At 65.5% G+C, this 26,111-nt stretch carries 22 protein-coding genes; 13 read left to right on the top strand and 9 right to left on the bottom strand.

What is annotated here, in order from left to right:
• Window positions 1-2 precede the first annotated feature (2 nt).
• From RI444_RS06250 to RI444_RS06210, 9 genes are all read left to right on the top strand, one after another.
• Window positions 3-2,009: a hypothetical protein gene (locus RI444_RS06250; RefSeq protein ID WP_207604957.1), complete on the top strand. Its 2,007-nt coding sequence runs from the start codon at window positions 3-5 to the stop codon at window positions 2,007-2,009.
• On the top strand, window positions 2,006-3,061 hold the full coding sequence (locus RI444_RS06245; RefSeq protein WP_207604958.1) for an alpha/beta hydrolase: 1,056 nt from the start codon (window positions 2,006-2,008) through the stop codon (window positions 3,059-3,061). The genes RI444_RS06250 and RI444_RS06245 overlap by 4 nt, the downstream gene beginning before the upstream one ends.
• On the top strand, window positions 3,058-4,023 hold the full coding sequence (locus RI444_RS06240) for an acetoacetate decarboxylase family protein (RefSeq protein WP_207604959.1): 966 nt from the start codon (window positions 3,058-3,060) through the stop codon (window positions 4,021-4,023). Before RI444_RS06245 ends, RI444_RS06240 begins: the two co-directional genes overlap by 4 nt.
• Window positions 4,020-4,502 carry a DUF1772 domain-containing protein gene (locus RI444_RS06235; protein ID WP_207604960.1) on the top strand — a complete coding sequence of 161 codons (483 nt, stop codon included), beginning with the start codon at window positions 4,020-4,022 and terminating at the stop codon, window positions 4,500-4,502. The genes RI444_RS06240 and RI444_RS06235 overlap by 4 nt, the downstream gene beginning before the upstream one ends.
• Entirely contained in the window at window positions 4,499-4,954 is a 456-nt protein-coding gene (locus RI444_RS06230; protein ID WP_242703117.1) for a hypothetical protein, read from the top strand. The genes RI444_RS06235 and RI444_RS06230 overlap by 4 nt, the downstream gene beginning before the upstream one ends.
• Entirely contained in the window at window positions 4,951-6,297 is a 1,347-nt protein-coding gene (locus RI444_RS06225; RefSeq protein WP_207604961.1) for a patatin-like phospholipase family protein, read from the top strand. Before RI444_RS06230 ends, RI444_RS06225 begins: the two co-directional genes overlap by 4 nt.
• A 179-nt stretch (window positions 6,298-6,476) precedes the next feature.
• Complete coding sequence (locus RI444_RS06220) at window positions 6,477-7,352, top strand: FAD-dependent oxidoreductase (protein WP_021471438.1); 876 nt, start codon at window positions 6,477-6,479, stop codon at window positions 7,350-7,352.
• 125 nt (window positions 7,353-7,477) lie between these two features.
• Window positions 7,478-8,158: a deoxyribose-phosphate aldolase gene (gene deoC / locus RI444_RS06215; protein WP_207604962.1), complete on the top strand. Its 681-nt coding sequence runs from the start codon at window positions 7,478-7,480 to the stop codon at window positions 8,156-8,158.
• 53 nt (window positions 8,159-8,211) lie between these two features.
• Window positions 8,212-8,433 (top strand): hypothetical protein, encoded by a 222-nt coding sequence (locus tag RI444_RS06210; RefSeq protein ID WP_021471440.1) that lies wholly within the window; start codon window positions 8,212-8,214, stop codon window positions 8,431-8,433.
• Window positions 8,434-8,531: 98 nt separating this feature from the next.
• Here RI444_RS06210 and RI444_RS06205 read toward each other — a convergent pair whose 3' ends face one another.
• The 7 genes from RI444_RS06205 to mfd form a co-directional block, all read right to left on the bottom strand.
• A complete protein-coding gene (locus RI444_RS06205; RefSeq protein ID WP_242703118.1) occupies window positions 8,532-9,347 on the bottom strand; it encodes a PIG-L deacetylase family protein in 816 nt (271 codons plus the stop codon).
• The gene (locus RI444_RS06200; protein WP_242703119.1) at window positions 9,348-10,487 is read right to left on the bottom strand and encodes a glycosyltransferase family 4 protein; all 1,140 of its coding nucleotides are present in this window, start codon (window positions 10,485-10,487) and stop codon (window positions 9,348-9,350) included.
• 2 nt (window positions 10,488-10,489) lie between these two features.
• Window positions 10,490-13,573, bottom strand: coding sequence for an oligosaccharide flippase family protein (locus RI444_RS06195; RefSeq protein WP_207604963.1), 3,084 nt, complete (start codon window positions 13,571-13,573; stop codon window positions 10,490-10,492).
• Complete coding sequence (locus tag RI444_RS06190) at window positions 13,563-15,008, bottom strand: glycosyltransferase family 4 protein (protein WP_242703120.1); 1,446 nt, start codon at window positions 15,006-15,008, stop codon at window positions 13,563-13,565. Before RI444_RS06190 ends, RI444_RS06195 begins: the two co-directional genes overlap by 11 nt.
• Entirely contained in the window at window positions 15,005-15,799 is a 795-nt protein-coding gene (locus RI444_RS06185; protein ID WP_021471445.1) for a glycosyltransferase, read from the bottom strand. Before RI444_RS06185 ends, RI444_RS06190 begins: the two co-directional genes overlap by 4 nt.
• Before the next feature lie 125 nt (window positions 15,800-15,924).
• The gene (locus RI444_RS06180) at window positions 15,925-16,734 is read right to left on the bottom strand and encodes a metal-dependent hydrolase (RefSeq protein ID WP_082694444.1); all 810 of its coding nucleotides are present in this window, start codon (window positions 16,732-16,734) and stop codon (window positions 15,925-15,927) included.
• A gap of 5 nt (window positions 16,735-16,739) precedes the next feature.
• A complete protein-coding gene (mfd, locus tag RI444_RS06175; RefSeq protein ID WP_021471447.1) occupies window positions 16,740-20,363 on the bottom strand; it encodes a transcription-repair coupling factor in 3,624 nt (1,207 codons plus the stop codon).
• A gap of 41 nt (window positions 20,364-20,404) precedes the next feature.
• Here mfd and RI444_RS06170 point away from each other — a divergent pair, with 41 nt between their 5' ends.
• The 4 genes from RI444_RS06170 to nhaA all read left to right on the top strand — a co-directional run bounded on the left by RI444_RS06170 (window position 20,405) and on the right by nhaA (window position 24,262).
• On the top strand, window positions 20,405-22,042 hold the full coding sequence (locus RI444_RS06170) for an SDR family oxidoreductase (protein ID WP_207604964.1): 1,638 nt from the start codon (window positions 20,405-20,407) through the stop codon (window positions 22,040-22,042).
• A gap of 50 nt (window positions 22,043-22,092) precedes the next feature.
• A complete protein-coding gene (locus RI444_RS06165; protein ID WP_021471449.1) occupies window positions 22,093-22,590 on the top strand; it encodes a DUF2505 domain-containing protein in 498 nt (165 codons plus the stop codon).
• Between the two features lies 1 nt (window position 22,591).
• The gene (locus RI444_RS06160) at window positions 22,592-22,813 is read left to right on the top strand and encodes an SCO4848 family membrane protein (RefSeq protein ID WP_021471450.1); all 222 of its coding nucleotides are present in this window, start codon (window positions 22,592-22,594) and stop codon (window positions 22,811-22,813) included.
• Window positions 22,814-22,969: 156 nt separating this feature from the next.
• Entirely contained in the window at window positions 22,970-24,262 is a 1,293-nt protein-coding gene (nhaA, locus tag RI444_RS06155; RefSeq protein WP_242703122.1) for a Na+/H+ antiporter NhaA, read from the top strand.
• Here the strand turns inward: nhaA and sufU are convergent.
• Together sufU and RI444_RS06145 are read right to left on the bottom strand one after the other, a co-directional pair.
• Window positions 24,259-24,714, bottom strand: a complete 456-nt coding sequence (sufU, locus tag RI444_RS06150) for a Fe-S cluster assembly sulfur transfer protein SufU (protein ID WP_021471452.1) — start codon at window positions 24,712-24,714, stop codon at window positions 24,259-24,261. The genes nhaA and sufU overlap by 4 nt on opposite strands.
• Window positions 24,715-24,751: 37 nt before the next feature.
• Window positions 24,752-26,077, bottom strand: coding sequence for a cysteine desulfurase (locus tag RI444_RS06145; RefSeq protein ID WP_207604965.1), 1,326 nt, complete (start codon window positions 26,075-26,077; stop codon window positions 24,752-24,754).
• Window positions 26,078-26,111 lie beyond the last annotated feature (34 nt).

Raw genomic sequence — 26,111 nt, 5'->3', positions numbered from 1 at the left:
CGATGAAAAGCCGGGAGCTCGGGAAGCACCGGGCGCTGCTGGGATTTACCCCGCAGCCGGCTGTTCGCTGGCTCTCCCCCATGTCCCTGGCGCGGACGGCATTGAAGGTCATGGCGGCCACCGTGTTCGCGGACTTCGGCGACAAACGCGAGCTCGAAGGCAGCTTCCCGGACGATCCGCTGCGATTGGACAAGCTTCCCGTGCCGGGCCAACCGGCCCAGCCGCCTGTCACCAGCCGGGCTATGCCGACCCCCGGGATGGGCGCCGGCGCCCCCACTGAGGGCCCGCGTTCCACGCCCGGTGAGCTCTGGCTCGACTTCACTGCCGACCTCGGCGACGGCTTCGACGCCACCTACACTGTGGCCTCGCTCCTGGCACAGGAATCACTCAGGGTGGACGGCCACGAGCTTCCCCGCGGCCGGGTGCTGGTGCTGGGCGGCGACGAGGTGTACCCCGTGGCATCCCCGTCAGCCTATGAGAACCGCATGGTGGGGCCGTACCGCACCGCGTTCCCGGCCTCGCGGTCCCCGGCCGGCACCCCGCACGGCGGCAACCCTACCCCGGGAGAAAGCGCGCAGATCCCTGTGATGCTCGCACTCCCCGGCAACCACGACTGGTACGACGGCCTGACCTCGTTCATCCGGACGTTCACCCGGCAACGGAACATCGGCGCGTGGCGGACCATTCAAAGCCGAAGCTACTTCACCGTCCGGCTGACAGGGGAAGGGCCCGGCCCCGGCCGCAAAGGCACCCCAGGCTGGTGGCTGCTGGGCCTGGACAGCCAGCTGGGCCAGTACATCGATGAGCCCCAGCTGGACTACTTCTACCGCAATGTCACCCTCCAACTGCAGCCCGGGGACGCGATCATTCTGTGCGTTGCCGCCCCCGTCTGGGTGGACGCCGACGCTGCCCGCACCGGGGAAAAACCCAACGAGTTCCGCCAGGCCGACTTCTTCGAACAGGACTACCTGCGGCGACGGTTCAACCCGGAGACCGGCCTGTTCGAACCCACCGGGGCCAGTGTCCGCTTGTGGCTCACGGGGGACCTCCACCACTACTCCCGCTACGAAGAAGCCAACCCCGAGCCAAACACCCCCAACACCGGTGCCGCCATGACCCACATGATCACGTGCGGCCTCGGCGGCGCCTACCTTTCGGACGCCCACTGGCTCCCGAAGGAGCTGCTCCTCCCCGCACCGGCAGGGGCAGGAGAAACCTCCGGCGCCAACCCTCCACCTGCCGGACGCCGCTTCACCCGCGCCCCCACCATCTACCCCGACCACTCCGAGTCCCACCTCCTGGGCCCGCGGCTGGCCAACCCGTTCTCGCCGTCGTGGCTTCCCGTACGCAACCCCGGCTTCGGCGTTTCCATGGGAGCCGTACACGTCGTGGCGGCACTCACCGCCTGGACCGTGTTCAGCGCGTTCCAAGGTGAGTCCTTCGTGGACGCCCTGCGCGGGGCATCCACCGGAAACCTGCCCCTGACCATCACCGTGCTGGTCCTCGCCATGCCGGTCCTCCTGCTCGTGGTCTCCGTGCTGGCACGGGCACTGGGAATTGCCACAGCCGGCATCGTCGTTTTTGCCCGCGGCACGCTGTACCAACTGTCCGCGCTCGCGGTGAGTGCCGCCGTCGTGATCCTCATCCCGTGGCCGCGCCACTGGCCGGACATCCTGGTGGTGCTCGTGGCGCTGGCCCTGGTGCACGGCGGCGGGTGGGTGCTGGGGAGTGAGGCGTTCGCGCTGTTCATCCTGGCCACGCCCAGCGGCGAAGTGGACTCGTGGAAGATGTCCGGGCAGTCGATCGAGGACCACAAGGGCTTCCTCCGCATCCACCTGGACGCCGACGGCAACCTCACCGTCTACCCGCTGGTGGTGGACACCATCTGCCGCGACTGGCGGCTGGCAGGCAACGACGACGGCGCGCGGCTGGTTCCGGAGTCCGGCTTGCCGGCCGTGCGGCTTCTTGAAGAACCGATCACCATCGCACGGAAGGGAACCACGCCATGACCATCACCCGCGCCGCGCACCGGACCGAGGTGATCCCGTTCCGTGCCCGGGACAACACTCCCCTGAGCCTGGTCCACGTCACGTCACCGGCCGACCCCACCAAGGGACCTGTGCTGCTGGTCCATGGTTCCGGCGTCCGGGCCGAACTTTTCCGGCCGCCCATCCGCACCACCATCGTGGACGTGCTCCTGGAGGACGGCTGGGATGTTTGGATGCTGAACTGGCGCGCCTCGATCGACCTCGAGCCGTTGTCCTGGACGCTCGCTGACGCCGCGGTCAATGACCACCCGGCCGCCGTCGAGTACGTGCTCCGGGAGACCGGCGCCGACACCATGAAGGCAGTGATCCACTGCCAGGGCTCTACGTCCTTCACGATGTCCGCGGTTGCCGGCCTGCTGCCGCAAGTGGACACGATTGTCTCCAACGCGGTCTCGCTGCACCCTGTGGTCCCCGCCTTCTCGCGCTTGAAGATCGACTACCTCACGCCCGTGGTGAAACTCTTCACCCCGTATCTTTCACCGGCATGGGGCTACAAGTCGCAGGGCTACTTCACCCGGGCCATCCGCGGCCTGGTCAAGGCCACGCACCACGAGTGCGACAACACCGTGTGCAAGATGGTCAGCTTCACCTACGGCAGCGGACGCCCGGCCCTGTGGGCCCATGAAAACCTCGACGAGGCAACGCACCAGTGGCTCAGCGGAGAGTTCGCCGAAGTGCCGGTGACGTTCTTCGAGGAGATGGGCCGCAGCATCCGGGCAGGGCACATGGTGGCGGCGGGCAACCATCCGGAACTGCCGAAGGACTACGTGGCCGAGGCCCCGCAGACGGATGCACGGTTCGCGTTCATCGCCGGACTGGACAACCTGTGTTTCCTGCCCGAGAGCCAGCAGCGCAGCTACGAGTTCTTCCGAAAGCACCGCCCGGACAAGGACTCCCTGCACCTCATCCCCGGCTACGGGCACTTGGACGTCTTCTTCGGCGAACACGCCTGGCAGGACACTTTCCCCATCATCATCGACGAGCTGAACGGACACCAGGAGCTCAAGCCATGAAAACCCTCACCGAGCTGATCACCCCACTGCTCAAGGTCATGCCCTCTCCCGTACCGCGCCGCCAGGAGCGGTTGCGTGGCCAACACGCCCTGGCGGACGGCATCAAGTACGTCATGCCCGTCAACTCCGACGATTCACCGGTCCTCATGGCGGCTTTCCCCATCAACAAGAAGGCTGCAGCCGCCATCCTTCCCGGACCTGAGCTGCGGCCGTTCAGCCTGGGCGGCAAGGGCTTGCTGGTGGTCACGGTGGTCAATTACAGGTCCACGGACATCGGCAAGTACATCGAGTATTCGCTGGCCATCGCCATTACCCACGGTCTGGGACCTGCGCCACCGCTGCTTCCCTTGCTCTTCCAGAAGACGTTCAAGCTTGGCCAGTTCGTGGTGGACCTCCCCGTCAGCACCGAAATCTCCGTCAAGGGCGGCAAGGGCATCTGGGGCATGCCCAAGCACCAGGCGAACCTTGACTTCGTGGTGACCGATTCCACGGTCTCCGCCCAGTACGACAAGGACGGCAAGCTCGGTTGCTACATTGAAATCGACCGCCCGGATCCGCTGGGCATCCCGCTGAAACTCGCAGCGTCAAACTACTGCGCGTTCCGGAACATGCTCTGGAAATCGGACATCTACTTTGAAGCCACGGGAGACATTGCTTTCGGGGCACAGGCCAAGGCGCGCCTCGTCCTTGGCGACGCGCCCGGCGTCGCACCTTTGAAGAACCTGGAGCCGGAAGCGAAACCGATCTTCACCGCGTGGCTGCCCACGGCGCACGGCGTCCTGGACGACCACTATGAGGCCTGGTTCCTGACGGCGCCCACCGAGGCCGGCGCTGCGGGCCTGCGGGGCGGAGAGATGCTGGACAGCGTGGTGAACCTCGGGCAGGGCCAGGAGTGGCTGGCGCCGCCTGACCGCAGCCGGGTGCCGGGCGCTGCGGCCAACACCCCGGGCGGTACCCGATGAACTGGCTGCTGCTCATCAACGCCCTGTACTTCCTGTTCGGCGCCACCATGTACGTGGGCACCATGTGGGTCCTCAAGTTCTTCCTCTACCCCACGTGGCGTTCACTCGCGCGGGACAACGTGGACATGCACTTCGGGATTCCCACCCGTGCAGCCACCAAGTTCTTCACCGTGGTTGTGCCCGTCATGTTCGTTTCCGGCGGCATCCTCGTCTGGTCCGAGTGGGGCACCGTCCGGGTTGTTCCGGCCATCATCTGCCTGCTTGGCATCATCGTGTTGACCTGGGTGGGACAGGGCATCATCATTCCCATCAACGTCCGGATCCGCGGCGGCGACTTCAAGGACGACGCCGAACTGCGCTCCCTCCTCAAGCGGTGGATGATGCTCAATGACATCCGTTTCTACGTCTCCACGCTGATGTGGGCTGCCATGGTGTGGCTCCTCGTTGACCGGGGCCGGCTGCTGGAGTCGTTCGGGTGAGCGCCCACGCTGAGTCCCGCAAGCCACACCCGCCGGGGACCGTGGCCTGGGCAACGGCCGATCCCCTCCGGGCCGTGCTGGCCCTCATCGCGATCATCACGGTGGTGACGGGCGTGGTGGAAGTGCCCTTCGGAGGCCCCCTGCTCCAGTTGCTCGGCGCGGACTCCACTCCGGAAACCCGGCAGCTCTTTGGCACGGTGGGCATGTTCATGGTGGTAGTGGGCGGGCTCCTCCTTCACACCCTGCTCAACACAGTGCCCTCTCCCGAGGTGGTCCTGTGGTCCGGCGTGCAGAAGACCGGGGCCTTCGGAGCCGTAGGGATCGGGGTCCTCAACGGCGTCTTCTCGCCCTTGGCCCTGCTGGTTGCCTTCTTCGACCTCGCGACGGCGGTGCTCCTCTTCATCTACTGGCGGCGGCTCGGTGCCGCGGCCCCGGCCGGATTCACGCCATGAAGCGGTCCTTGGTATTGGCGGGCGGCGGGATGCGCGTTGCATGGCAGGCCGGAGTGGTCAGGGCACTGGCCGAGGAAGGGATCGATTTCCATCACGTGGATGGAACGTCCGGGGGTATCCTCACTGCCGGGATGCTGCTCTCCGGCGTATCTCCGGAGGACATGTGCCGGCGGTGGCTGGACGTTGACGTCAAGGACTTCGGCTCCGCACTGCCCGTGGGCGACTACCTCAAGGGTCCGTGGTCGCTGCCCGCCATCGGCGACGCCGACGGCATCCTCAACAAAGTGTTCCCTGCCCTGGGCGTCGACGCCGATGCCGTGCGCCGGCACGCAACTGCGCCGGACGCCGTCGAGGGTTCCTTCAACGTTGTGGAATTCACCGAGAAGCGGTGCCACGCAATCGATGCCAAGGACATCGACGCCGAACTGATGGCTGCGGGCATGTCCCTGCCGATCTTCCTCACTCCCCTGCGCCGCGACGGCAGGATCTGGACCGACGCCGTCTGGGTCCGGGACGCAAACGTCGCCGAGGCACTCCGGCGGGGCGCCGATGAAGTGTGGCTCATCTGGTGCATCGGCAACTCCCCGTATTGGGGTGACGGTCCGCTGGAACAGTACGTCCACATGATCGAAATGAGTGCCATGGGCGCGCTGCTGGCGGACTTCGAGGCGGCCGCGATGACGGGCCGGCACTTCGTGCTGCACGTCATCAAACCCGAACACCCGCTTCCCCTGGATCCCGAGTTCTACCTGAACCGGGTGGACGCCGGGACGTTGATCGGCATGGGGTACCGCGACGCCCGCAGCTACCTCGATTCCCTGCAACCGGAGGGCGTGGCCAAGGACGCCGGCTGTACTGCCATGACGGAACCGCCCCCCGGAGTCCGCTTCAACGACACCCTGCGGGGAGACATCGGCGGCAGCCCACTGACGTTCCGGGCCACCGTGGTACTCCCTACCGCTGCCGTCGCAGGGCCGCCCCGGTTCACCGGCTACGTCGACCATGCGGGGGTTGGCGGCCGTGTGTTCGTGGCAGACGGGCGGGTGGAGTCCGACGGCGACCAGGTGACCTACCGCGGAAAGGTCCGGCTGGGCGGTTCCTGGCAGGAACTGAGCGTGACCCGGACCCTCCACGACGACCCCGGGCCGGACGCCTGGATGGACTCGCGCCGCGCAGAACTGGCCCTCGGGGATACGCGCACCGACGTGCGGATGACGTTGGCGGACGCGGCCGGACTCCTGGCCTCCGTTGAACCGGTAGGCGCCCACGGCTTTATTGACCGGGCCGGGGCCGCCGCGGGATTCGCCGCAAACGGACTCCGGGAACTGCTCCACCGCTACTGACCTGCAGCTTTGGTCACATCACCCCCGCAAGCGAGAGTGTGATCCAGCTTATTACCGGCTGGTGAACGCCGCGCTACAAACGCGCCTCCAATGGCAACAGCGGGGAAACACCCCCGAAAAACCCGGCTCCTAGGCTGATGTACACAAGCACCAGGCAGGTCACAGCGAAAGGGCCCACCATGTCCTCCTCTTCCCGGCACATCGTCATCGCAGGCGCAGGTCCGGCCGCCCAGGCTTTGGTTCGGCGGCTGGCGGGCAAAGGACCCCGGCCGCAGGGCCAACGCCTCTTCGACGGCACCATCACGGTCCTGAGCAACCGTGATGAATGCCCGCAGGAACTCCTTGAACTGGCCGGACTCCCCCGCGTGTCCGTCCGCTTCGGCCAGGCGGCAAGCTACATCGATGCTGAAGCCAAGGCAGTCACCACCGTGGACGGCATGGAGTTCGCCTACGACCAACTGGTCATCGCCACCGGCTCAGCTCCCTTGCTGCCGCCAGTCACGGGCGCCTACTGCGGCCTGAGCTACTCCACCATCGACGATGCCGGCCCCATCGGGGAAGCCATCAAGGACGCCACGCGCGTGGTCGGTCACCGGCCTTTGGGGATATTGGTAGGCACCGGACCCGCTGCCGGACAAGCCGAGGCGGTCCTCCGGGCCCGCGGAGTCCGTCCCGTCCGCACCACGCTGCGCCCGGCCGCCGTCGTACCTTCCCTGGCCGGTTCCCCGCTGCCGGCCGCCGGCATCCTGTTCGAGGACGGCAGCAGCATGAACGGCGACCTCGTGGTCCTTGCCGAAGACCGGATCGCCCGCACCGAACTCGCCCTGACGGCGGGCCTCCGGATAGCCTCCGACGGCGGCATCGCAGTCGGGCGCGACCTCGCCACCTCGGTTCCCGGCATTTGGGCGATCGGCGACGCAGCTTCCTGCGACGGCCTGCGGCTGGGGCTGCTCCTGTCGGCCGAATCCTCCGCAATGCTGTGTGCCGCGGGGATTCTTTCAGGTGCCCCGGCGGCCGCTTTCGGGAACGCGGAGGACACCCGGGAAGCAGCGTGAACAACCACTTGATCGGGCCGTGCAACCTCCGATCGGGCCACGGCACTTATGGCAAGATGGTCCTTTGACGGGCAGTGACAACCCTGCGGCCACCGGGCCGGCCACGCCCGGCACGGAAGGATCCCATGAGCACTGAAGCCGGCATTGCCTCCTACATCGACCACACGCTGCTGAAGCCCGAGGCCAGCGAGGCGGACGTCCTGAAGGTGTGCGCTGAGGCCGTCGAGTACAAATTCAAGTCCGTCTGCGTCAACCCGGTCTGGGTCAAGACCGTCAAGAACGCCCTCAAGGGTTCGGGAGTGCGGACATGCTCCGTGGTGGGCTTCCCGCTCGGTGCCACGCCCAGCGACGTCAAGGCGTTCGAAGCCCGCGGCGCGGTGCTGGACGGAGCGGACGAGGTGGACATGGTGATCAACATTGCCGCCGCGCGTGCCAATGACAAAGGCGCCCTGGTGGAAGACATCGCCAAGGTTGCCGAGGCTGTCCACGGAGGCGAAGCCATCCTGAAGGTGATTATTGAAACTTCCTTGCTGAGCGACGAGCAGAAGGTCATTGCCTGCGAGGCTGCCGTGGAGGCGGGCGCCGACTTCGTCAAGACGTCCACCGGTTTCAACGGCGGGGGCGCCACCGCAGAAGACGTTGCCCTGATGCGCAAGGCCGTGGGCCCGGATCTCGGCGTCAAGGCCTCGGGCGGAGTGCGCTCCCTGGCCGACGCACAGGCTATGATAGCTGCTGGTGCAACACGTATCGGAGCGAGCTCCGGGATTGCCATCGTCAAGGGTGAACAGGGTTCATCCGACTACTAAGGCTTCCGGAAGCCGCCACGGAATTTGAGCCCTGCGGGGCCGAGGAGGAATGAATGTCCAAGAACACTGCCCCGATTGAAAAAGAAAACAACCTGGGCACCAGCATTGTCCTGTTCCTGGTGATCATCGTCCTGTTCCTCGGCGCAATCTACTCGCTGTCCTTCCTGACGCTGGACAACCCGTGGCCGATGGCCGTGTGCCTGGGTCTCTTCGCCCTCGCGTTCTGGATCCCGCAGACCATCCTCGGCCGTTCGGACTCGGCAGGCGAAAACTAAACTTCGTACAACGGCAAGACGTACAACAGCAAGGCCCGGGCGGATTCGCCCGGGCTTTGCTGTTTCAGAATCCTTGCTGTTTCAGCGGCCCCACGGGATCAGTCCGCAGCGAAATACGTTTCCCCTTTGACGGGAATCACGCCGCTCGGGAACAGGGCATCAGCTTGGGTGGCATATTCCCGTATGCGCGAAAGCTTGGAGGCAGCGCCGGCCTCCCACGTCCAGGATCGGTAGCCCTGCCGCTCCAGCAAGGCCGCATCCGGTGGTGTTGCCACATTATAAGGGAAGTCCGAGTACAGGACGACGTAGTCCGGGTGCCCTGCTGCCGCCTCCCGCGTGATCAGATGGTCAACGTGCCGTCCCACTCCCACCGGACAAAAAAGCAATTCAGCCTGGGTGCTGGCCATGAGCCCGGCAACTTTGTCCCTCAGTTTCCCAATGAGCGCTTGGTCGCCCGGCGCCACTCTTCCCAAAGCGATATCGAACCGGTAGGTCGGGTAGCGGTGCGTCATTTCAGGAGGCAGCTTGCTCCAGACCTTGTCCACGAGCCCCTGCTTAAGGAACGGCCTGCGATGGCGGAGTGGTTCGCGCTTCCGGAAGAGGGCATCCACCTCTCCCAGGTGCAGGTACTGGACACCCATGGCAGCCAGCACGGCCCTGTCCTCGGCCTTGCGGGCTTCAAAGAGCTCCCCGGCGTCGGTGATGCAGCACTGGCTCAGGAACGATCGCGCCGCGCGAGTGTGCGGCGGGGAGCCCTCCTCCGTGAACACGGTGGCCACCACGATGGTGCGCTTTTGCGCTTGGGCCTCGAGCAGCGCACCGCAGGAGAGCACTGCATCATCAAGATGGGGCGACAGCACAAGCCAAGGCGCGTTTCCTGCCATGGAGCGTTCAACCCGTGTTTGCTGTGTCATCTAATCCCTTTCAGCGGCACTGTCCTGCCGACCGGTTGTTGCGGAAAGTGCCTCCAAGGCGGCATGGTAAGCCTCGGCCTGGCGGTCCGCGAGCGCATCCCAGTTGTAGCCGGCCGCGAACTTCCGTCCTTCCTCAGCCACGGCTTCCAAGCCGGGTTGTGCGTACCGGCGCGTTATCTCGTCTGCGAACGCGCCGACGTCGAACGGCTCGACCAGCCACCCCACCCCTGGCGGGACGATCTCCCGCAGGCACGGGATGTCGAAGGCAATCACCGGCGTGCCCGTCGCCAGGGCATCGATGGCCACGAGTCCAAAGGTCTCGTGCCGCGAAGGCACCAACACCAGGCGCGCCTCGCTGAAAGCGCGGAACTTCTCCTCCCCGGAGAGCCACCCGAGCAACCGCACGCGCTCTGAGAGACCGGCGTCGCGGATGAGCGCACGCAGCTTTGCTTCGTCCGGGCCCGTGCCGGCAATGAGGAGCATCCCGTCCACGTCCGCGCAGCACTTGGCCCAGGCCGCCATCAGCAGGTCCAAACCTTTGTGGCCGAGTTCCAGGCGCCCGACGAAGAGGACATTTTGGCCCTTGTGGGGCGTTGCTTTCCACGCCGCAGGATCCACGCCGTTTCCGATCACGTCCACATGGATGGCCGGATTCAGTGCAGCAAGGTTGTCTGCGATTCCGCGGGACACTGCAATGAGCCTCCGGTGCTTGCGAACGCCCCACCTTTCCACCCAGTGCAGGGGCAGTTTGTATTGCCGTGCTTTGTCCCTGGCATGCAGCCATTGGACAACGCCGATAGTGGGAAGTTTGGTCCAGAGCGGCGCAGCCATGGTGGAGAAGGGTGCGAAAAAATCCTCCACCACCAGATCGGCCGCCACCCGGCGCCGCCGCACTTCGAAGGGCAACCGCAGCACGTACGCCACCAGCCTGGTGAGCCTGGTGCCACCACTGCCAAGGCCGATGGGCACATAGCGGACGCCGTCCTGGACCCGTTCCTGCCACCCGGGATACCGGGTGGTCAGCACAGTAACGTCGAATCCCCGGGCGGCAAGGCGCCGGTTGATTTCATGGGTCCTGACGGATCCGCCGCCTGCCCCGGGCATGCGGGGGTCCTCGAACCCCAGATGCAAAACTCTCATGATTACCTTTCTGTCCCGTAGCTCTTGGAGGGCACCCCTACGTTGGCAGCGGCTGCTGCCTGACGTTTAGCCGGATCCACGTACCAGACGGTGGTTTCGCCGTTGGTGGGGCCGGCCGTGGTGACCATGGGCGTTGCGTGTTCCTCCAACCAGGCGAGCATGGCGGGATTGGCGTATCCGTAGCCCTGCCTCGTTGGTTTCGATTGGGTGAGGACATAGCTCACGCCGTTCTGTTCCATCAACGGCGCATCCGGCCAGATGCCAAAACGGGGATCGTGCATGTAGGCGAAGTGCCCCGTGCTGTTGGTGACGCTGATCCGCGCGTCGACTGGGAGGTTGGCCTGGATCCACTCATCGGCGCGGACAAATCCGTTGTCCTGGGTCAGGGCGGTCCGCAGTCCCAGCGCCACCGTGAGCACCACGTGGATCACCGCGATCACGGCCAGCGCCTTGCGGGTGCCCGGAAACCTCTCCCTGAGCTCCACCACGAACAGGACGGCGCACAGTGCGCCAACCACCATGACGCCGTACCCGTACTGTTCCTCAAAGGTGCCGAACAAAGCGCTGTAGGTACCCGCGGCGCCAAGTGCCAGGCCCGCCAGCCCCATCAGCCGCCGTCCGGCGTGGATGCTGAAGCACAGCAGCAATCCAGCAACGGGGCACAACACCAGGAGGAGATAGCTGGTACCGAATTGCCCTACCTGCTCCACCAGCCGGGAGACAATGCTCGGCGACCCCTCCGCGGTGAACCCGGTGGACTTCTCCACCCCGGACATGCGCACAACTCCATGGCTCTTGGCCCACTGCCACGCAGGGAAGTGTCCATGGACAGTCACCACCAGCAGGTAGACGGCGTAGGGAACAATGCCGAAGCCAGTGACCACAAGCCCTTGACGCCATGGGAGCGTCTTCTTCCACGCCAGGGCCGCAAGCACGGTAGCGATAGTGCAAATGAGGAAGAAGTCCTTGCACACCACCGAGTACCCCAGCAGTAAGCCGGCCCCTGCCAACCTCGCACAGGAACGCAGACGGCCTTCCCCCTCCCGGCTGCCCACCAGGAGCACCATCCCGGCCAGCGCCGGCACCATGGCCGAGGTCTCCAGGAAAGCATGGCTGTTGTTGCGAAGGATAAACGGCTCGAAGGACAAAATCACCGCAGTCAGCCACGCGGCGGCCAAGCCGGCCAGTTTGCGGATCAGCAGGTAGCCCAAACCCACAGTGACGGCTCCCAGGACAGCGTTGAGCCAGCGAAGCTGGAGGGTCATCGGGATGATGTCTCCGGACAGGCCGAACACCTTGAGAACGCCGGCTTCGAGCAGGAAGTAGCCTGGAGGGTGCAGGAAGAACGGACCGTCAGGCAACGTCGGAAATTCTCCCGCGCCCACCGATTCGCCGAGCCTGACGTACAGCATTTCGTCAACCCAGAGTTCAAAGCCCCGCTCCAGGCCAAGGGCGCGCACGCTGAATCCTGCCGCCGTCACCAGCACGAACGTGGCGGCCGTGTTGGCGGAGAGGCGGGCTCCGATGCGGGCCAGCCGGCCAGGCGAAAGTGTCTGCGGCTTGGACCGCCGGCCCACGAGCTTGGACCGCCGGCCCACGAGCTTGGACCGCCGGCCCGCGGCCCGCCGCCGTCGTAATATCCGGAGGTCGTTGCGCGTGGGGAGAAGTCCCCGTTGATGGGCAAGGACTCCTGTTCCGCCGACGCCGGCCAGCAACAACCACACAACGGGTTGCAGCCGGGCGGCCACACCGAGGACCACCAGAAGGGCCAGGACGCCCGCCGCCCACGCGACGCCGGACCGCTTCGAACCGGAGGAGGCATGGACGGCCAGAACCGGCCGGGCAATGACAGCCAGCGCCAAAGCCGCAGCCACGGCACCTGCGCCACAACCAATGGCCATGCCCCGCACGCCATCAAACTCCCAGCCGGCCCACAAGCCACCCAGCACCAGGACGGAGGCAATGGCGAGGCCCAGTTGGCAGCGGCGGTAGGCGCGCAGGGCCAGGAGGACCGTGGTGAGGACCATCAGGACCGCATAGCCCAGGCCGGCCGCAGCCAGCCACGGCAGGAGCCCCAGGGATCCGTGGTATTTCTGCGGAACAATGAGCCCTGACATCATCGGTGGCGCCGTGGCAATGACGGCAAAAGCCACCGTCCCGAGCTGCCCGAAGGAGACAAAAGCTTCTGCAAGGACCTTGCGGACATTTGCTCCCGGACTGCGAAGCAAGGGAAAGGCAACCAGCGCGGTCCCCGCGGCCACATAAACAGGTCCTTTTGCGATGGTGGCCAACGCTTGGAAGCCTGCCGCTTCCGCGGAGCCGCCGCCCAGGAAACCGACCACGACGACGTCGATGCCCACCAGGACGGACACGACGCACAGGACCGAGGCGATGTCGCTGGTTTCAGCCCAGCGCCACTTCTCCCGAAGCACTCCCGGACGCCACGTCAGATCCCGGTAGAAGGACCGCGGCACGGCAAACTGCACCAGGGAGCCCACCGCAAATCCAGCCACTGCTCCCCCCGCGCCCCAGGCAAGGGCGATGACCACCAGGCTGAAGAGCAGCCGAACAAACACCTCGACGATGGTGGTCAGGGAATACCACGGAAATCTCAGCTCGCCCTGAAGCCAGCCGGCATGCGCCGTGACGACGAAGATCCCCAAGGAGCCCAACGCCACAGCTGCCGCCAGGTCCGGACCTGCGAAAACGAGCGCCAACCCGCCTGTGAGCAGCGCCGAAGCCGCGCCCGCCGCCCACGAAACGAAAACCGCGAAGGCTATCCCGTCCCTGCGCTCCTCCGAACCCGCAGGATGGACCGCCACGATGTGGGACAGCGGCAACGGAACCAACGCCGAGGCCACAATTCCCACGATGCCCATGAGCATCGCGGCTGCGGCGAAGTGCGTGTAGTCGGTGGTCTCAAGCATGTTGGCCATCAGGAGCGTGCAGACGTAGCTCACTACCCCCACCAGTCCCGCCGAGACCGCCAGGATGCCGCTGTTCTCCGCTACTTTGCTTGCCTGGCCGGCTTTGGCACGGCTTCGGTTTGCCGGCGCGGTGCCGGAGCGTGTCCCGCTATAGGTCATGAACAGCGTCGACAGGAGTGAACCCGTTGCCCGGTCCGGCGAGGAGGCTGCTCCTCCCTGCCGGCCGCACCTCCGCGGCAATCACACCCACGCTTTTCAAGGCAGCGAACGCCTCGAATTCATCGCGCCCTTTGATGAGCACTTCCACGTCGCCCTCGGTCTCCCGCACTTCATCCGTGGGCCTGAGGACGCTCCGTATGCTTCCGAGATCCACTCCTGCGGGAAGTTCGAAGCGTGCCACGGTGGACATGTCCGAAACGCTGGCATAGCCATCAACGCCCCGGCGGCGCAGGGTCTCCTCCAGCAGGACTCCGGCCAGCAATTCCGAGGAGCGGTCCCAGGTGAAGCACCGGGCCCACTCCTGGCACTGGGCAGATATGGCTTCGGCGATGTCCGCATCAGCCAAAGCCTCCAACGCGGAAACCATGGCAGCGCCAAGTTCCGTGGGTGTGTCCACGAACCAGCCCGTCCGCCCACCCACCACTGAGTCCCGGATTCCCGGGACCTGCAATGCCAGGCAGGGGACGCCCCACGCTGCGGCCTCCACTACCGAGCATCCCCAACCTTCGGAAGCGGAGGTCGATGTTGTGAGCCAGGCGCGGTTCAAGAGATCGTCGCGGACTTCGTTGGGCTGGTATCCGTGAAACGTCACTGCGTGGTCCAGTCCGAGGTCCATGGCCAACTGCTGCAAACGGGGCTTCTCCGGACCGTCTCCCACGATTTCCAGGCGCAGATTCGGAATACTCCGTGCCGCAACCGCGAACTGCCCCAGCAACAAGTCCAGCCGCTTGTGGGGAACCAACCGGCTGACGACGCCAATGGTTGGTTCCGGATCCCTGGGCCCCGGCCTTGCGGGCACGTCGATGGTGCCGTTCGGGACCACATGCACGGGACCGGTGAAGCCAAGCTTGCGCAGCTCCAGCCGCGTGGACACCGACACTGCCGCAATGGCCCGCTGACCGTAGACCGCCTTCGCACCGCTGTTCTCCAAGAAGCGGCCAAGGGCTGCCAGCGGAGGAGCGAACCTCGTGGCGAACTGCTCCTGATGGACGTGGTGGATCAGTTGGACGATCGGGGTATCAGCCGGTACGAACAACGGAGAGAAGAAGGGGATTCCGTTCTGGCAGTCAACAATTGCATCGAACGTTTCGCCTGACCTCAGAAGCTTGAGTGCTGACCGGGCATAGATGGCCAGGGGCCCGCCGGCACGCAGGACCCTGACGCCGTCGATGACGTCAGCTGCGGCCTGTCCGGTATCCCGGCCGGTGAACCAGGTGACCTTGATTCCGTGCTCAACCCACCTCCGGGAAATCTCGTGCATGTATTGCTCTGCCCCGCCGGCCTGTGAGTGCAACACGTCGCGCCAGTTGAGGACCAGCACGTGTTTTCCAGCGAGCAGCGCGACGGCGGTTTCGTGCGTCAGTACCGCGGTCACGGCGTTGACTTTGGGAGCTGGAAGACGGCGGCGAAACTGGCTACACCGTCATGGAGGGGCCGGAAGGACGACGATGCGCCATCCGTCCATGCGACCGGCAGTTCAACAATCGGTGCGTCCTGGAGTTGAAGCCTGAGAAGCAGCTCGACGTCGAAGGCGAAGCCTGTTGCCCGGCACTGCACCATGGCAGCGGTGAGCGCATCACGTTCGAAGAACTTGAAGCCGCACTGTGTGTCCGCGATGCCCTTGACCTTTGTCCTGGTCAACGCCCTGAACGCCCTGCCGCCAAGGCGCCGGCCCAACTGTTGGGGCCGGACAAGAGTGGCGCCGGGCGCATGCCGCGACGCGATCACGGCTGCGGCTCCATGCTGCAGGTGGGACATGGCAGCAGCCAGGGTCTCCACGGGAGTGGCCATGTCGGCGTCGAAGAAACCAGTGAACCGCGAGGTCCCGCTCAGGAGCCCCCGACGGACGGCAGCGCCCTTGCCACGGCGGGCACAGCCGATCACCGAGATCGGCACCGGGCTTCCCGCTTCCCTGGACAGTTTCCGGACCACCGGCCCCGTTTCGTCCACGCTGGCGTTGTCCACCACCACAATCCGCGAAGACCACGGCTGCGCGGCGAGGAAGTCGGCTGTCTGTCGCAGCGTGCCGGGCATCCTCGAAGCCTCGTTGTACGCCGGAATAATTACCTCAAGGTCAACGTGTGAGCGCCGCAACGATTGGGTGCGTCGCTGTGCCTCACTTTCCTTGCTGCCTGAATGGATGCCGTGCGAACGGAACAAATCCATGTGAACCTCCAAGTTCCCCAAACCAAAGTCTTACCGGGGCAAAGGCGCCCGTTTGGATGTGGAGGGAGGCCATGAGTCATGACGCGAATTTGATGGACGTTTCAAGCAATGGACCAACAGGGAGCTCAAGGAAGCTGCAGTGCACCGCCCAAAGCAGCCACCATTCCGGGCCAGTGCTGCCGGGCAAGGGTCCAGGCGGAGACGGCCATTCCCACCATGGCGTAGCCGCTCACCGGGATCAGCACCAGCCACTCGCGACGGGATCCCGCGCGGCCGAGCAAGGGCAGGGAAAACGCGCCGTTCGGCCGCCAGATCCCCTTGATGGCCGACTTGCGGAGGAACTTAGGCGGCTTGATGACGATGGGCCATAAGAGGGGCACACCGCCCACAGTGATCATGTCCCCCACGATGTGGACCACCACGCCCGTCAGCATGGACAAAGGAAGCCAACCCCACTGGTCCGGAGCGAACCACGTCACCAATCCGGCCATGACAAGGGCGAAGATCCAGTTGGTGATCCAGCCGGACTTGGGAAACAGCTTCAGGGCCTTGGCCGCGAGGTTGATCATGAACATGCACAGGAGTCCTGCGCCCACGGACAACTTCCCCACCGGCGTGACCATCTGGAACTGGGCGGCCATTGCGGCCAGCACCACGAAGGCGGAGGCTCCCAGCAGCGAGTGCGTCCCCTGGCGGTGCCCGCCGCTGGCCTTCTCGATGCCCACGGCGATCACGTTGGAGACCGGGGGCAGCGAGTTTGCAATGGTGCTGTGCCGGTGGTCCCAGTCGCACACGAGTGCTGTTCCCGCCGTCGCCATGGCCCCGATGAGGATGCCGGTGGAATCCAGCGGATACCAGCCCAGTGCGTACGGCCCGGTCGAGGCAATAGCGATCCACGCCGCGGCTCCCGACGCGGCGTGGTGTCCTCCCATCATTGAAGTCAGCCGGCTTTCACGGGTACATCGGCGAAGATCGCCTCGATGACGTTGTTGGCCCACTCCAGGATTTCGGCGTCCTGCAGGTCGCGTCCGCCGATCCGGGCGGTCTTGGGTTTGGGGATCAACACGGCATCCAGCGCAGGCTTCACCTGGGAACCGGGGTACATGCGGTTCAGGCGCATGACCTTGGATTCGGGCAGTTGCGCCGGCGAGAATCGGATGAAGTTTCCCTGGAGCGCGACGTCGGACAGGCCGGCTTCGCGGGCCCCCACACGGAAGCGCGCCACGGCGATCAGGTTTTGCACGGGCAGCGGGGGCTCGCCGTACCGGTCCACGAGTTCGGCCAGGACTTCCTCGATGGCCTCGTTGGTGACGGCGGCCGCCAACTTGCGGTAGGCCTCCAGGCGAAGCCGCTCTCCGGGCACGTAGTCATGCGGCAAGTGCGCATTGACGGGAAGCTCGATCTTCATCTCCGCGGCTTTCTCCTCCGCGTCTCCGCGGTACTCGGCCACGGCTTCGCCCACCAGGCGGATGTAGAGGTCGAAGCCCACGCCCTGGATGTGGCCGGACTGCTCGCCGCCCAGGAGGTTGCCGGCACCGCGGATTTCGAGGTCCTTCATGGCCAACTGCATGCCGGCGCCCAGCTCGTTGTGGGCAGCCACGGCCTTGAGGCGCTCCAACGCCACCTCACCCAGCGGCTTTTCCGAGGGGTACAGGAAGTAGGCGTAGGCGCGTTCGCGGCCACGGCCCACCCGGCCACGGAGCTGGTGGAGCTGGGACAGGCCATACTTGTCCGCGCCGTCCACAATCAGGGTATTGGCGTTGGAAATGTCCAGGCCGGTCTCAATGATGGTGGTACACACCAGCACGTCGAAGCGTTTCTCCCAGAAGTCCACAATGATCTTTTCCAGGCGGCTCTCGGACATTTGCCCGTGGGCCACTTCCACGCGGGCCTCAGGAACCAGTTCGCGGATCTGTGCCGCAACACGCTCAATGGAAGAGACGCGGTTGTGCACGAAGAACACCTGTCCTTCACGCATGAGCTCGCGGCGGATAGCAGCCGAGGTCTGCTTGTCCGTGTACGGGCCAACATACGTGAGCACCGGGTGGCGCTCTTCCGGCGGGGTGGCCAAGGTGGAGGTCTCCCGGATGCCTGTCAGGGACATCTCCAGGGTACGCGGAATCGGCGTGGCGCTCATGGCCAGGACGTCCACATTGGTGCGCATCTTCTTCAGCGCTTCCTTGTGCTCCACGCCAAACCGCTGCTCTTCGTCGACGATTACCAGGCCGAGGTCCTTGAACTCGAAATCCTTGGACAGAAGCCGGTGGGTTCCGATCACGACGTCCACGGAACCGTTCTTGACGCCCTCGGCGGTTTCCTTGGCTTCCTTCGAGGTCTGGAAACGGGACAGGGGCTTAACGCGCAGGGGGAACCCGCTGAAGCGTTCCGTGAAAGTTTCATAATGCTGTTGTGCCAGGAGCGTCGTCGGCACGAGGACGGCCACCTGCTTCCCGTCCTGGACGGCCTTGAACGCGGCCCGGACTGCGATTTCGGTCTTGCCGTAGCCAACATCGCCGGACACCAGGCGGTCCATGGGAATCTCGCGTTCCATGTCCGCTTTGACCTCATTGATGGTGGTCAGCTGGTCCGGTGTTTCCACATACGGGAAGGCTTCTTCAAGCTCGCGCTGCCACGGGGTGTCCGGGGCGAAGGCGTGCCCCCGGCTGGCCATGCGCGCCGAGTAAAGGCGGATCAGCTCCCCGGCGATCTCCTTCACGGCCTTGCGCGCCTTGGACTTGGTGCTGGCCCAGTCGGCGCCGCCCATCTTGCTCAGGGCCGGAGCGTCGCCGCCTACATAGCGGGTCACCTGGTCCAACTGGTCGGTGGGAACGAACAACCGGTCCCCCGGAGCCCCGCGCTTGGAGGGGGCATACTCCAGGACCAAATACTCCCGAAGGCCCGAATCGGAGGCCGACGTACCGGCAACCTTGCGCTGGATCAGCTCTACGAACTTGCCGATTCCGTGCTGTTCATGGACCACGAAGTCGCCGGCATGCAGTTGCAGCGGGTCCACGGCATTGCGCCGCTTGGACGGCATGCGCCGCATGTCCTTCGTGGAACTTGCCGACGCCCGTCCCAGCAAATCGGCTTCCGTGAGGAGGCCCAGTTTGAGCCCGTCCAGCACAAAACCGCGTCCGACGGCGGCACAGGTCACCTCAATGATTCCGGGCTGCGGTTCCTTGTCCAGGGAGTCCACGCGGCTGCACGGAATCTCGGCGTCGTGGAACAGTTCGGCCAGGCGCTGGGCCGGACCCGGGCCGTCCGTGACCACCACGATCCGCCACTGGTCGCGGACGCGGGAGCCGATGAACTCCAGCATTTCAGCCACGTCACCTTGGTATCCGCGCGGTTCGCGGGCGTGCAGGTTGAGGACGTCGATGTCCAGGACCAGGTCCTCGTCGGAGGCAAGGGATGTGATGGACCACCAGGAAACGCCGTGTTCCAGTGCTGCGGTACGGGTGTCGGTGAGGGATCGGAAGCTTGCAGCATGCAGGTCCGTGGACGCCCGGGACAACAAGTCCAAAGGCGCGGCGCCGCCGTCGGACGCCGTCGACCAGGCCGCCTCCAGGAATTCCTCGTTCGTGGCCGCGAGGTCGTGGGCCCGGGTACGGACCTTCTCCGGCTCAATGACTACCGTCATGGAGCCTGCGGGAAGCTGGTCCACCAAAGGAACCATGGCGTCCACCAGCACGGGCGCCAGGGATTCCATGCCCTCCACGGCAATGCCGCCGGCGATCTTCTCCAGCATGTCGGCCGCGGCCGGCATGTCCGCCTTCAGTTTGGCTGCGCGGGACATGACCGCAGGGGTGATGAGGATTTCCCGGCACGGCGGGGCGTGGAGCTCCGTGGGGTGGTGGATGCCCGGGGCGGACAACGACCGTTGGTCGGCCACGGCGAACCAGCGCATCTGGTCGATTTCGTCGCCGAAGAACTCCACGCGGATGGGGTGGTCTTCCGTGGGCGGGAAGACGTCCAGGATGCCGCCACGCACCGCAAATTCACCGCGATGGGTCACCATGTCCACCCGGGCGTAGGCCGCGTCGGACAGCGCCCTCACCACGTCGGTGAAGGAGCGCTCCTGCCCTACCTTCAAGGTGACGGGGACGAGGTCGCCCAAGCCGGCCACAATCGGCTGGACCACGGCGCGAACGGGTGCCACCACTACCCGGAGCGGGGCCGCCGTCGAACTTTCCGGGTGGGCGAGCCTGCGCAGGACCGACAGACGGCGTCCCACCGTGTCAGAGCGGGGCGAGAGGCGTTCGTGCGGGAGGGTTTCCCAGCTGGGGAAAGTGGCAACGGAGTCGGCGGGCAGGTAGGAGGCGAGCGCAGCGGTGAGGTCCTCGGCCTCGCGCCCGGTGGCTGTCACGGCCAGTACCACCGGATCACCGGCGGCACCGGTGGCCAGGGCGTCGGCCATTTCGGCGAGCAGGACGGACCGCATGCCGGTGGGCGCGCTGATTTGATAGTCGGTGCTTCGGGACTCGAAAGGCCGCCCAGCCTCTGTTCGAACGCGCGCAAAAGTCTTGTCTTCCGCCAGTGCGCGGCGCAGGCCGTTGAGGCTCATGGCTGAAACTCCTAGGGTGGGTCCAAGGGCAGGCAACACAAATGCCCGGAAATTCGAATGAATGCCGGGTTGATTCCAGCCTACCCCTCCCTCCAGCCCCAGGAGTTCCTTTGCAGCCAGCGCCTGAACAGCAACCGCTTGAAAGCCAGCCTGATCCGCAATCTTCCCGCAAGACCGTCCTGGTAACGGGCGCCACCGGCTACATCGGCGGCCGCCTGGTTCCGCGGTTGCTCGAGGCCGGCCACCGGGTGAAAGTGCTGGTCCGCTCCCCGCAGAAGATCGCTGACGTCCCGTGGCACGGCGACGTGGACATCATCCAGGATTCGCTGGACAACCAGGACACCGCAGCGAAGGCCATGGAAGGCGTGGACGTGCTGTATTACCTGGTCCATTCCATGGCATCGGGCGGCGGCTACGAGGCGAAGGAAGAAGCGATGGCCCGCCTGGTGGCAGCTGCCGCGTCAGCCGCCAAGGTATCCAGGATCGTCTACCTCGGCGGGCTCCATCCTGACAATGCGCTGCTTTCAACCCACATGCGTTCCAGGGAGAAGGTGGGCCGGGTGTTCCTGGAGTCCGGGGTTGATTCCATCGTGTTCCAAGCGGGCGTGGTGATCGGCTCGGGCTCCGCGTCCTTCGAAATGATCCGTCATTTGGCTGACACGCTGCCCCTCATGCCGGCGCCCAGTTGGGTTAATAACCGGATCGAGGCGATCGCGGTGCGGGACGTGCTCCACTACCTCGTTGCCGCTGCCACCCTTCCGGACAAGCTCAACCGAACCTTCGACATCGGTTCCCGCGACGTCCTGAAGTACAAGGACATGATGAACCAGTACGCCATGGAGCGTGGCCTCCCCCGGCGGCTGGTCATTGCCCTGCCGGTTCCCGCGCCGAAGCTGGCCGGGCTGTGGGTTGCCCTGGTGACACCGATTCCGCTGTCCATGTCCTTTCCGCTGGTGCAGTCACTGCAGCACGACGCTGTGTCGCGGGAGCACGACGTCGACCGTTACATCCCCCTGCCCGACGGCGGCCTGACCCCGTACCGCCGCGCTGTTGCCCTGGCGCTGGGCAAGGAACGCGACGGGCAGGTGGAGACCACGTGGGCCAACGCCGGCGTGGACTCCGATCCCCTCCCGAGCGACCCCGACTGGGCCGGGTACAAGGTGTACGTGGACGAACGGAAGTTCCACAGTCCCGCCCGGCCGGAGCATGTGTGGACCATCATCGAAGGCATCGGCGGCAAGAACGGCTGGTACTCGTTGCCTTTGGCCTGGCGTATCCGCGGCTGGATGGACAAACTGCAGGGCGGGGCCGGCCTGCTGCGCGGGCGGCGCCATCCTAAAACTCTCAATAGTGGCGAGGTGGTGGATTGGTGGCGGGTGGAGGCCATTGACCGTGGCCACCTGCTGCGCCTGCGGGCGGAGATGCGGGCGCCCGGGCGCGCGTGGCTGGAGTTGGCGGTAGAGCCCGACGGCGACGGCAGCCTGTATCGCCAGCGCGCCATTTTCTTCCCGCGCGGCTTGGCAGGACGGTTGTATTGGCTGGGCGTTTACCCGTTCCACGGGGTGATCTTCCCGTCCATGGCGCGGAACATTTCCGCGGCTGCCACGGCCCTGCAGGAAGCATCCCGCGAGCAGGGTGCAGCCGGGGCCGGTTCTGGCGCGGCCAGCGACACCCCGTAGGATGTTGGGAGCTAAAAGAGCTTCAACACCACCACATCCACGGAGGACCCATGGCCCTGAGCGCATCCACCACCCTGCCGCATAGCGTTGACCGCGTCGCCGCTGTATTCGTCGACGAGGACTTCCTGCGTCACACGAGCGAACTGGTGGGCGGCTCCTTGGAATCGTTCACGATCGACGGTGACACCGCCGGCGCGTTCAGCACCACCACCGTCCGCACGCTGCCCACGACGCGACTGCCGGACATCGCCCGCAAGTTCGTCGGCGAGAGCCTCACGGTCACCCAGACCGAGCAGTGGGAGGCCCCGGCAGCTGACGGATCCCGCGCCAGCACCATCGCCTTGAAGGTGGCCGGTGCGCCCCTGGATGTCACCGCTGTCCAGCGCCTGGTGGCTGAAGGCGGCAGCACCCGGATCGAGCTGGAGGGCAACGTGAAGTCCTCGGTTCCGTTCCTCGGCGGCAAGATCGCCGACGCCGCGGAACCGATGGTCGGCAAGGCCCTGAACATCCAGTCCCAGCAGGCCCAGGCCTGGCTAGAAAGCCACTAGCGTGGAACTTCCCGCAATCCTGGCGGTTGTCCTGATCGTCGCGGGCGTTTGGTCACTGGTTGTGTGGCCGCAGTTCCTCAAACGCGTGATGAAGGATCCGCGTGCGCGGGACGCGTCGGGCAAGGCGACCCGGTTCCTGACCGTGCACGTGGTCCTGGTGACCATCTCCATGGTGCTGGGCCTCGCGACGGCGGCGATCGGCGTCGCGGTTTTGCTCCCCTAATTTCCCCCAACTGGGTCGCAGTTAAGCGCGTTATGACGTCTCTAAACGCGCACTACTGCGACCCAGTTGGGTAGGATGGACGTTGGTGTGCCGGGAAGTCTGGTCGGCGGAGTCATTGTGATACCCCGAATACCCCGAACCGGACAAGGAGCCCCTGTGGCTGACCGCTCGCCCACGATCTTCACCCGCTCCACCTACCCCGAGTACCGCCGGATCCTCGCAATCCTTCGCGCGGAAACCGTGGGCGGAGCACTCCTCCTCATCGCCACAGTCATCGCACTGCTCTGGGCCAACTCCCCCGCAGCCGATGCCTACTTCGCCCTCCGGGACTTCACCATCGGCTACGAGCCCTGGCACCTGGAGCTCAGCCTCGGCCATTGGGCGTCCGATGGCTTGCTGGCCGTTTTCTTCTTCCTCGCCGGCCTTGAACTCAAAAGGGAATTCGTGGCTGGAGAGCTGCGTTCTCCCGCCAAAGCAGTTGTTCCCGTCGCCGCAGCCTTTGGCGGGGTGGTCATACCGGCACTGATCTACGTGCTGGTGAACCTGGGCTCTGCCGGGGAAACCCTCAAAGGCTGGGCCATTCCCACCGCCACGGACATCGCTTTCGCCCTGGCCGTGCTGGCTGTGATCAACACCCACCTTCCGGCAGCCCTGCGGACCTTCCTGTTGACGCTCGCCGTGGTGGACGACCTGATCGCCATCGGCATCATCGCCTTCTTCTACTCAACCGGGCTGCAACCGCTCATGCTGTTGGCCGCACTCGTCCCTTTGGCGCTGTTCACCTTCCTCGTCCAGAAGCGGGTCCGCAGCTGGTACCTGCTGCTCCCGCTGGCCTTCGCCACGTGGGGCTTCGTGCACGCCTCCGGTATTCACGCCACGGTTGCCGGGGTGATCCTCGGCTTCGCCGTGCCGGTGGCCGCGAGCGGAAAGAAAGGGGAACCGGCGGAGGGACTGGCCGAAAGCTTCGAACACCGCCTTCGTCCCTTCTCGGCAGGCTTCGCTGTCCCCGTGTTCGCTTTCTTCTCCGCGGGCGTTGCGTTGGGAGGCTTTGACGGGATGGCCGCCGCGCTGCAGGATCCTGTGGCAGTGGGAGTCATCGCGGCGCTGGTCATCGGCAAGGCAGTCGGCGTCTTCGGTACCACGTTCCTGGTCACCAAGACGACGCGGGCCAGCCTGGATCCCAGCATTTCATGGATCGACCTCTTCGGCCTGGCGCTCCTCGCCGGCATCGGCTTCACGGTGTCGCTGCTGATCGGCGAGCTGAGTTTTGGGTCCGGGTCCGCCCACAACGACCACGCCAAAGTGGCCATCCTGGCAGGTTCGCTGATCTCGGCACTGCTTGCCGCGATGGTGCTCAAGGCCCGCAACCGGCGCTACCGTCTGGTGGCGGCGGAAGAAGCACGGGATGACGACGGCGACGGCGTACCGGACGTCTTCGCCCGCGGCTAGGCTGTTGTGGCCTGGTTGAGGGCGTCCTCGGCCGCCACCCAGGAAATCATGGCGCACTTGACGCGGGCCGCGTAGCGGGACACGCCTTCAAAAGCTGCGGCGTCCCCAAGGATCTCCGGGTCCGCCTGGACCTTGCCCCGGGACCGGAGGACCTCGCGGAAGTTGTCGATGACCTCGTGCAACTCCTCCACGGACAGCCCTTCCGCCAGTTCGCTCAACACCGAGGCCGAGGCCATGGAGATGGAGCAGCCGGCACCGTCCCAGCTCACTTGCTTCACCGTGCCATCGGCTACGGCAAGGCGCAGGGTGACCTCGTCACCGCACACCGGATTGAGCTGGTGTGATTGCCCTGTTGCTGCGCCCTCGGGTGCTGCGGTCCGGGCCAGGCCGCTGCCGTGGCGCTGCTTGGAGTGGTCCAGGATGATCTGCTGGTACAACTGGTCGAGACTCATGGTGCTTGCCTGTTCGTCGAAGGGTGAAGGACCGGCGTCAGGCCTGGAAGTAGGCCCGCACGCCGGATACGGCATCGAGGAAAGCGTCGACGTCGTCGGTGGTGTTGTAGAGGTAGGTGCTGGCCCGCGTGGTGGCGGTGAGGCCGAGCCTGCGGTGCAGCGGCTGCGCGCAGTGGTGCCCCACGCGGACGGCGATGCCGCGGTCATCAAGGAACTGTCCGACGTCGTGCGCGTGCACGCCGGCGACGTCGAACGCGGCCAGGCCGATGCGTTCGGAACCGGAGGCCGGGCCCACCACCCTGATTCCGTGGATGGATTCCAGGCCCTTGACCAGCCGCTCGCCCAACTGGGCCTCCCACGCGTGGATGCGGTCGATGCCCGTTTCGGACAGGTAGTTCACGGCCGCAGCGAGGGCGACTGCCTGGGAAATCCGTTGGGTGCCGGCCTCGAAGCGCTGCGGTGCCGGCAAGTATTCTGCCCGGTCCATGGTGACCGTGGTGATCATGGAACCACCCGTCAGGAACGGCGGGAGCACATCCAGGAGCTCCTGCTTGCCGTAGAGCACCCCCACGCCGGTGGGTGCCAGCATCTTGTGGCCTGAGAACACCGCAAAGTCAACGTCCAGGTCCTTGACGTTGATAGGCATGTGCGGCACGGACTGGCAGGCGTCGAGGACCACCAGCGAGCCGGCACGGCGGGCAAGGGCGACCAGTTCACGCACGGGGTTGATGGTGCCCAGGACGTTGGAGGCGTGCGTGAAGGCCAGCACGCGGGTCCGCTCCCCCACGATCTCCGCCGCGGCATCCAGCCGCAGCGTTCCTTCATCAGTGACGGGGATGTACTTGAGGGTGGCACCGGTGCGGAATGCCAGCTCCTGCCACGGGATCAGGTTGGCGTGGTGCTCCATTTCCGTCACCACGATCTGGTCCCCCGGACCAATGGAGAGGTCCTTCAAGGCCGAACTACCGCGCCCCTGGGCGGCCCACAGTGCAGCGTTGGACAGCGCATAGCTGATGAGGTTCAGGCCTTCGGTGGCGTTGGAGGTCCAGACCGTCTCTTCGTAACGGGCACCGATGAAGTCCGCCACGGTCTGCCGTGCGTCCTCGAACGCCTCCGTGGCTTCGACGGCCAAATGGTGGGCGCCGCGGTGCACTGCCGCGTTGCGCTGTTCGTAGAATTCCTGCTCGGCTTCGATCACGCTCAACGGATTTTGCGAGGTTGCGCCGGAATCCAGGTAGATCAGTGGCTTGCCGTTGACCTGCTGGTTCAGGACAGGGAAGTCGTTCCGGATCCTCAACACCTCGGCGTTGTCCATGGCTTGCACGGACTGCTGCAGCGATGCGGGAGTTGATACGACGGTCAAGGGTGACTCCTTGGAAAGCCTTCAGGGACACTCA

The sequence above is a fragment of the Paenarthrobacter sp. AT5 genome (genome assembly GCF_032764245.1).
Classification (GTDB): Bacteria; Actinomycetota; Actinomycetes; order Actinomycetales; family Micrococcaceae; genus Arthrobacter; species Arthrobacter ureafaciens.
This window is presented reverse-complemented; position numbering and strand designations above follow the sequence as displayed.

What these genes read in the sequence shown, in the direction of transcription:
- RI444_RS06240 (WP_207604959.1), top strand. Translation starts at nt 3,058, where the DNA reads ATGAAAACCCTCACCGAGCTGATCACCCCACTGCTCAAGGTCATGCCC.
- RI444_RS06250 (WP_207604957.1), top strand. Translation starts at nt 3, where the DNA reads ATGAAAAGCCGGGAGCTCGGGAAGCACCGGGCGCTGCTGGGATTTACC.
- mfd (WP_021471447.1), bottom strand. Translation starts at nt 20,363, where the DNA reads ATGAGCCTCAACGGCCTGCGCCGCGCACTGGCGGAAGACAAGACTTTT.
- RI444_RS06170 (WP_207604964.1), top strand. Translation starts at nt 20,405, where the DNA reads ATGCCCGGAAATTCGAATGAATGCCGGGTTGATTCCAGCCTACCCCTC.
- RI444_RS06185 (WP_021471445.1), bottom strand. Translation starts at nt 15,799, where the DNA reads ATGGATTTGTTCCGTTCGCACGGCATCCATTCAGGCAGCAAGGAAAGT.
- RI444_RS06225 (WP_207604961.1), top strand. Translation starts at nt 4,951, where the DNA reads ATGAAGCGGTCCTTGGTATTGGCGGGCGGCGGGATGCGCGTTGCATGG.
- RI444_RS06235 (WP_207604960.1), top strand. Translation starts at nt 4,020, where the DNA reads ATGAACTGGCTGCTGCTCATCAACGCCCTGTACTTCCTGTTCGGCGCC.
- sufU (WP_021471452.1), bottom strand. Translation starts at nt 24,714, where the DNA reads ATGAGTCTCGACCAGTTGTACCAGCAGATCATCCTGGACCACTCCAAG.
- RI444_RS06180 (WP_082694444.1), bottom strand. Translation starts at nt 16,734, where the DNA reads ATGATGGGAGGACACCACGCCGCGTCGGGAGCCGCGGCGTGGATCGCT.
- deoC (WP_207604962.1), top strand. Translation starts at nt 7,478, where the DNA reads ATGAGCACTGAAGCCGGCATTGCCTCCTACATCGACCACACGCTGCTG.
- RI444_RS06165 (WP_021471449.1), top strand. Translation starts at nt 22,093, where the DNA reads ATGGCCCTGAGCGCATCCACCACCCTGCCGCATAGCGTTGACCGCGTC.
- RI444_RS06205 (WP_242703118.1), bottom strand. Translation starts at nt 9,347, where the DNA reads ATGACACAGCAAACACGGGTTGAACGCTCCATGGCAGGAAACGCGCCT.
- RI444_RS06220 (WP_021471438.1), top strand. Translation starts at nt 6,477, where the DNA reads ATGTCCTCCTCTTCCCGGCACATCGTCATCGCAGGCGCAGGTCCGGCC.
- RI444_RS06245 (WP_207604958.1), top strand. Translation starts at nt 2,006, where the DNA reads ATGACCATCACCCGCGCCGCGCACCGGACCGAGGTGATCCCGTTCCGT.
- RI444_RS06195 (WP_207604963.1), bottom strand. Translation starts at nt 13,573, where the DNA reads ATGACCTATAGCGGGACACGCTCCGGCACCGCGCCGGCAAACCGAAGC.
- RI444_RS06200 (WP_242703119.1), bottom strand. Translation starts at nt 10,487, where the DNA reads ATGAGAGTTTTGCATCTGGGGTTCGAGGACCCCCGCATGCCCGGGGCA.
- RI444_RS06210 (WP_021471440.1), top strand. Translation starts at nt 8,212, where the DNA reads ATGTCCAAGAACACTGCCCCGATTGAAAAAGAAAACAACCTGGGCACC.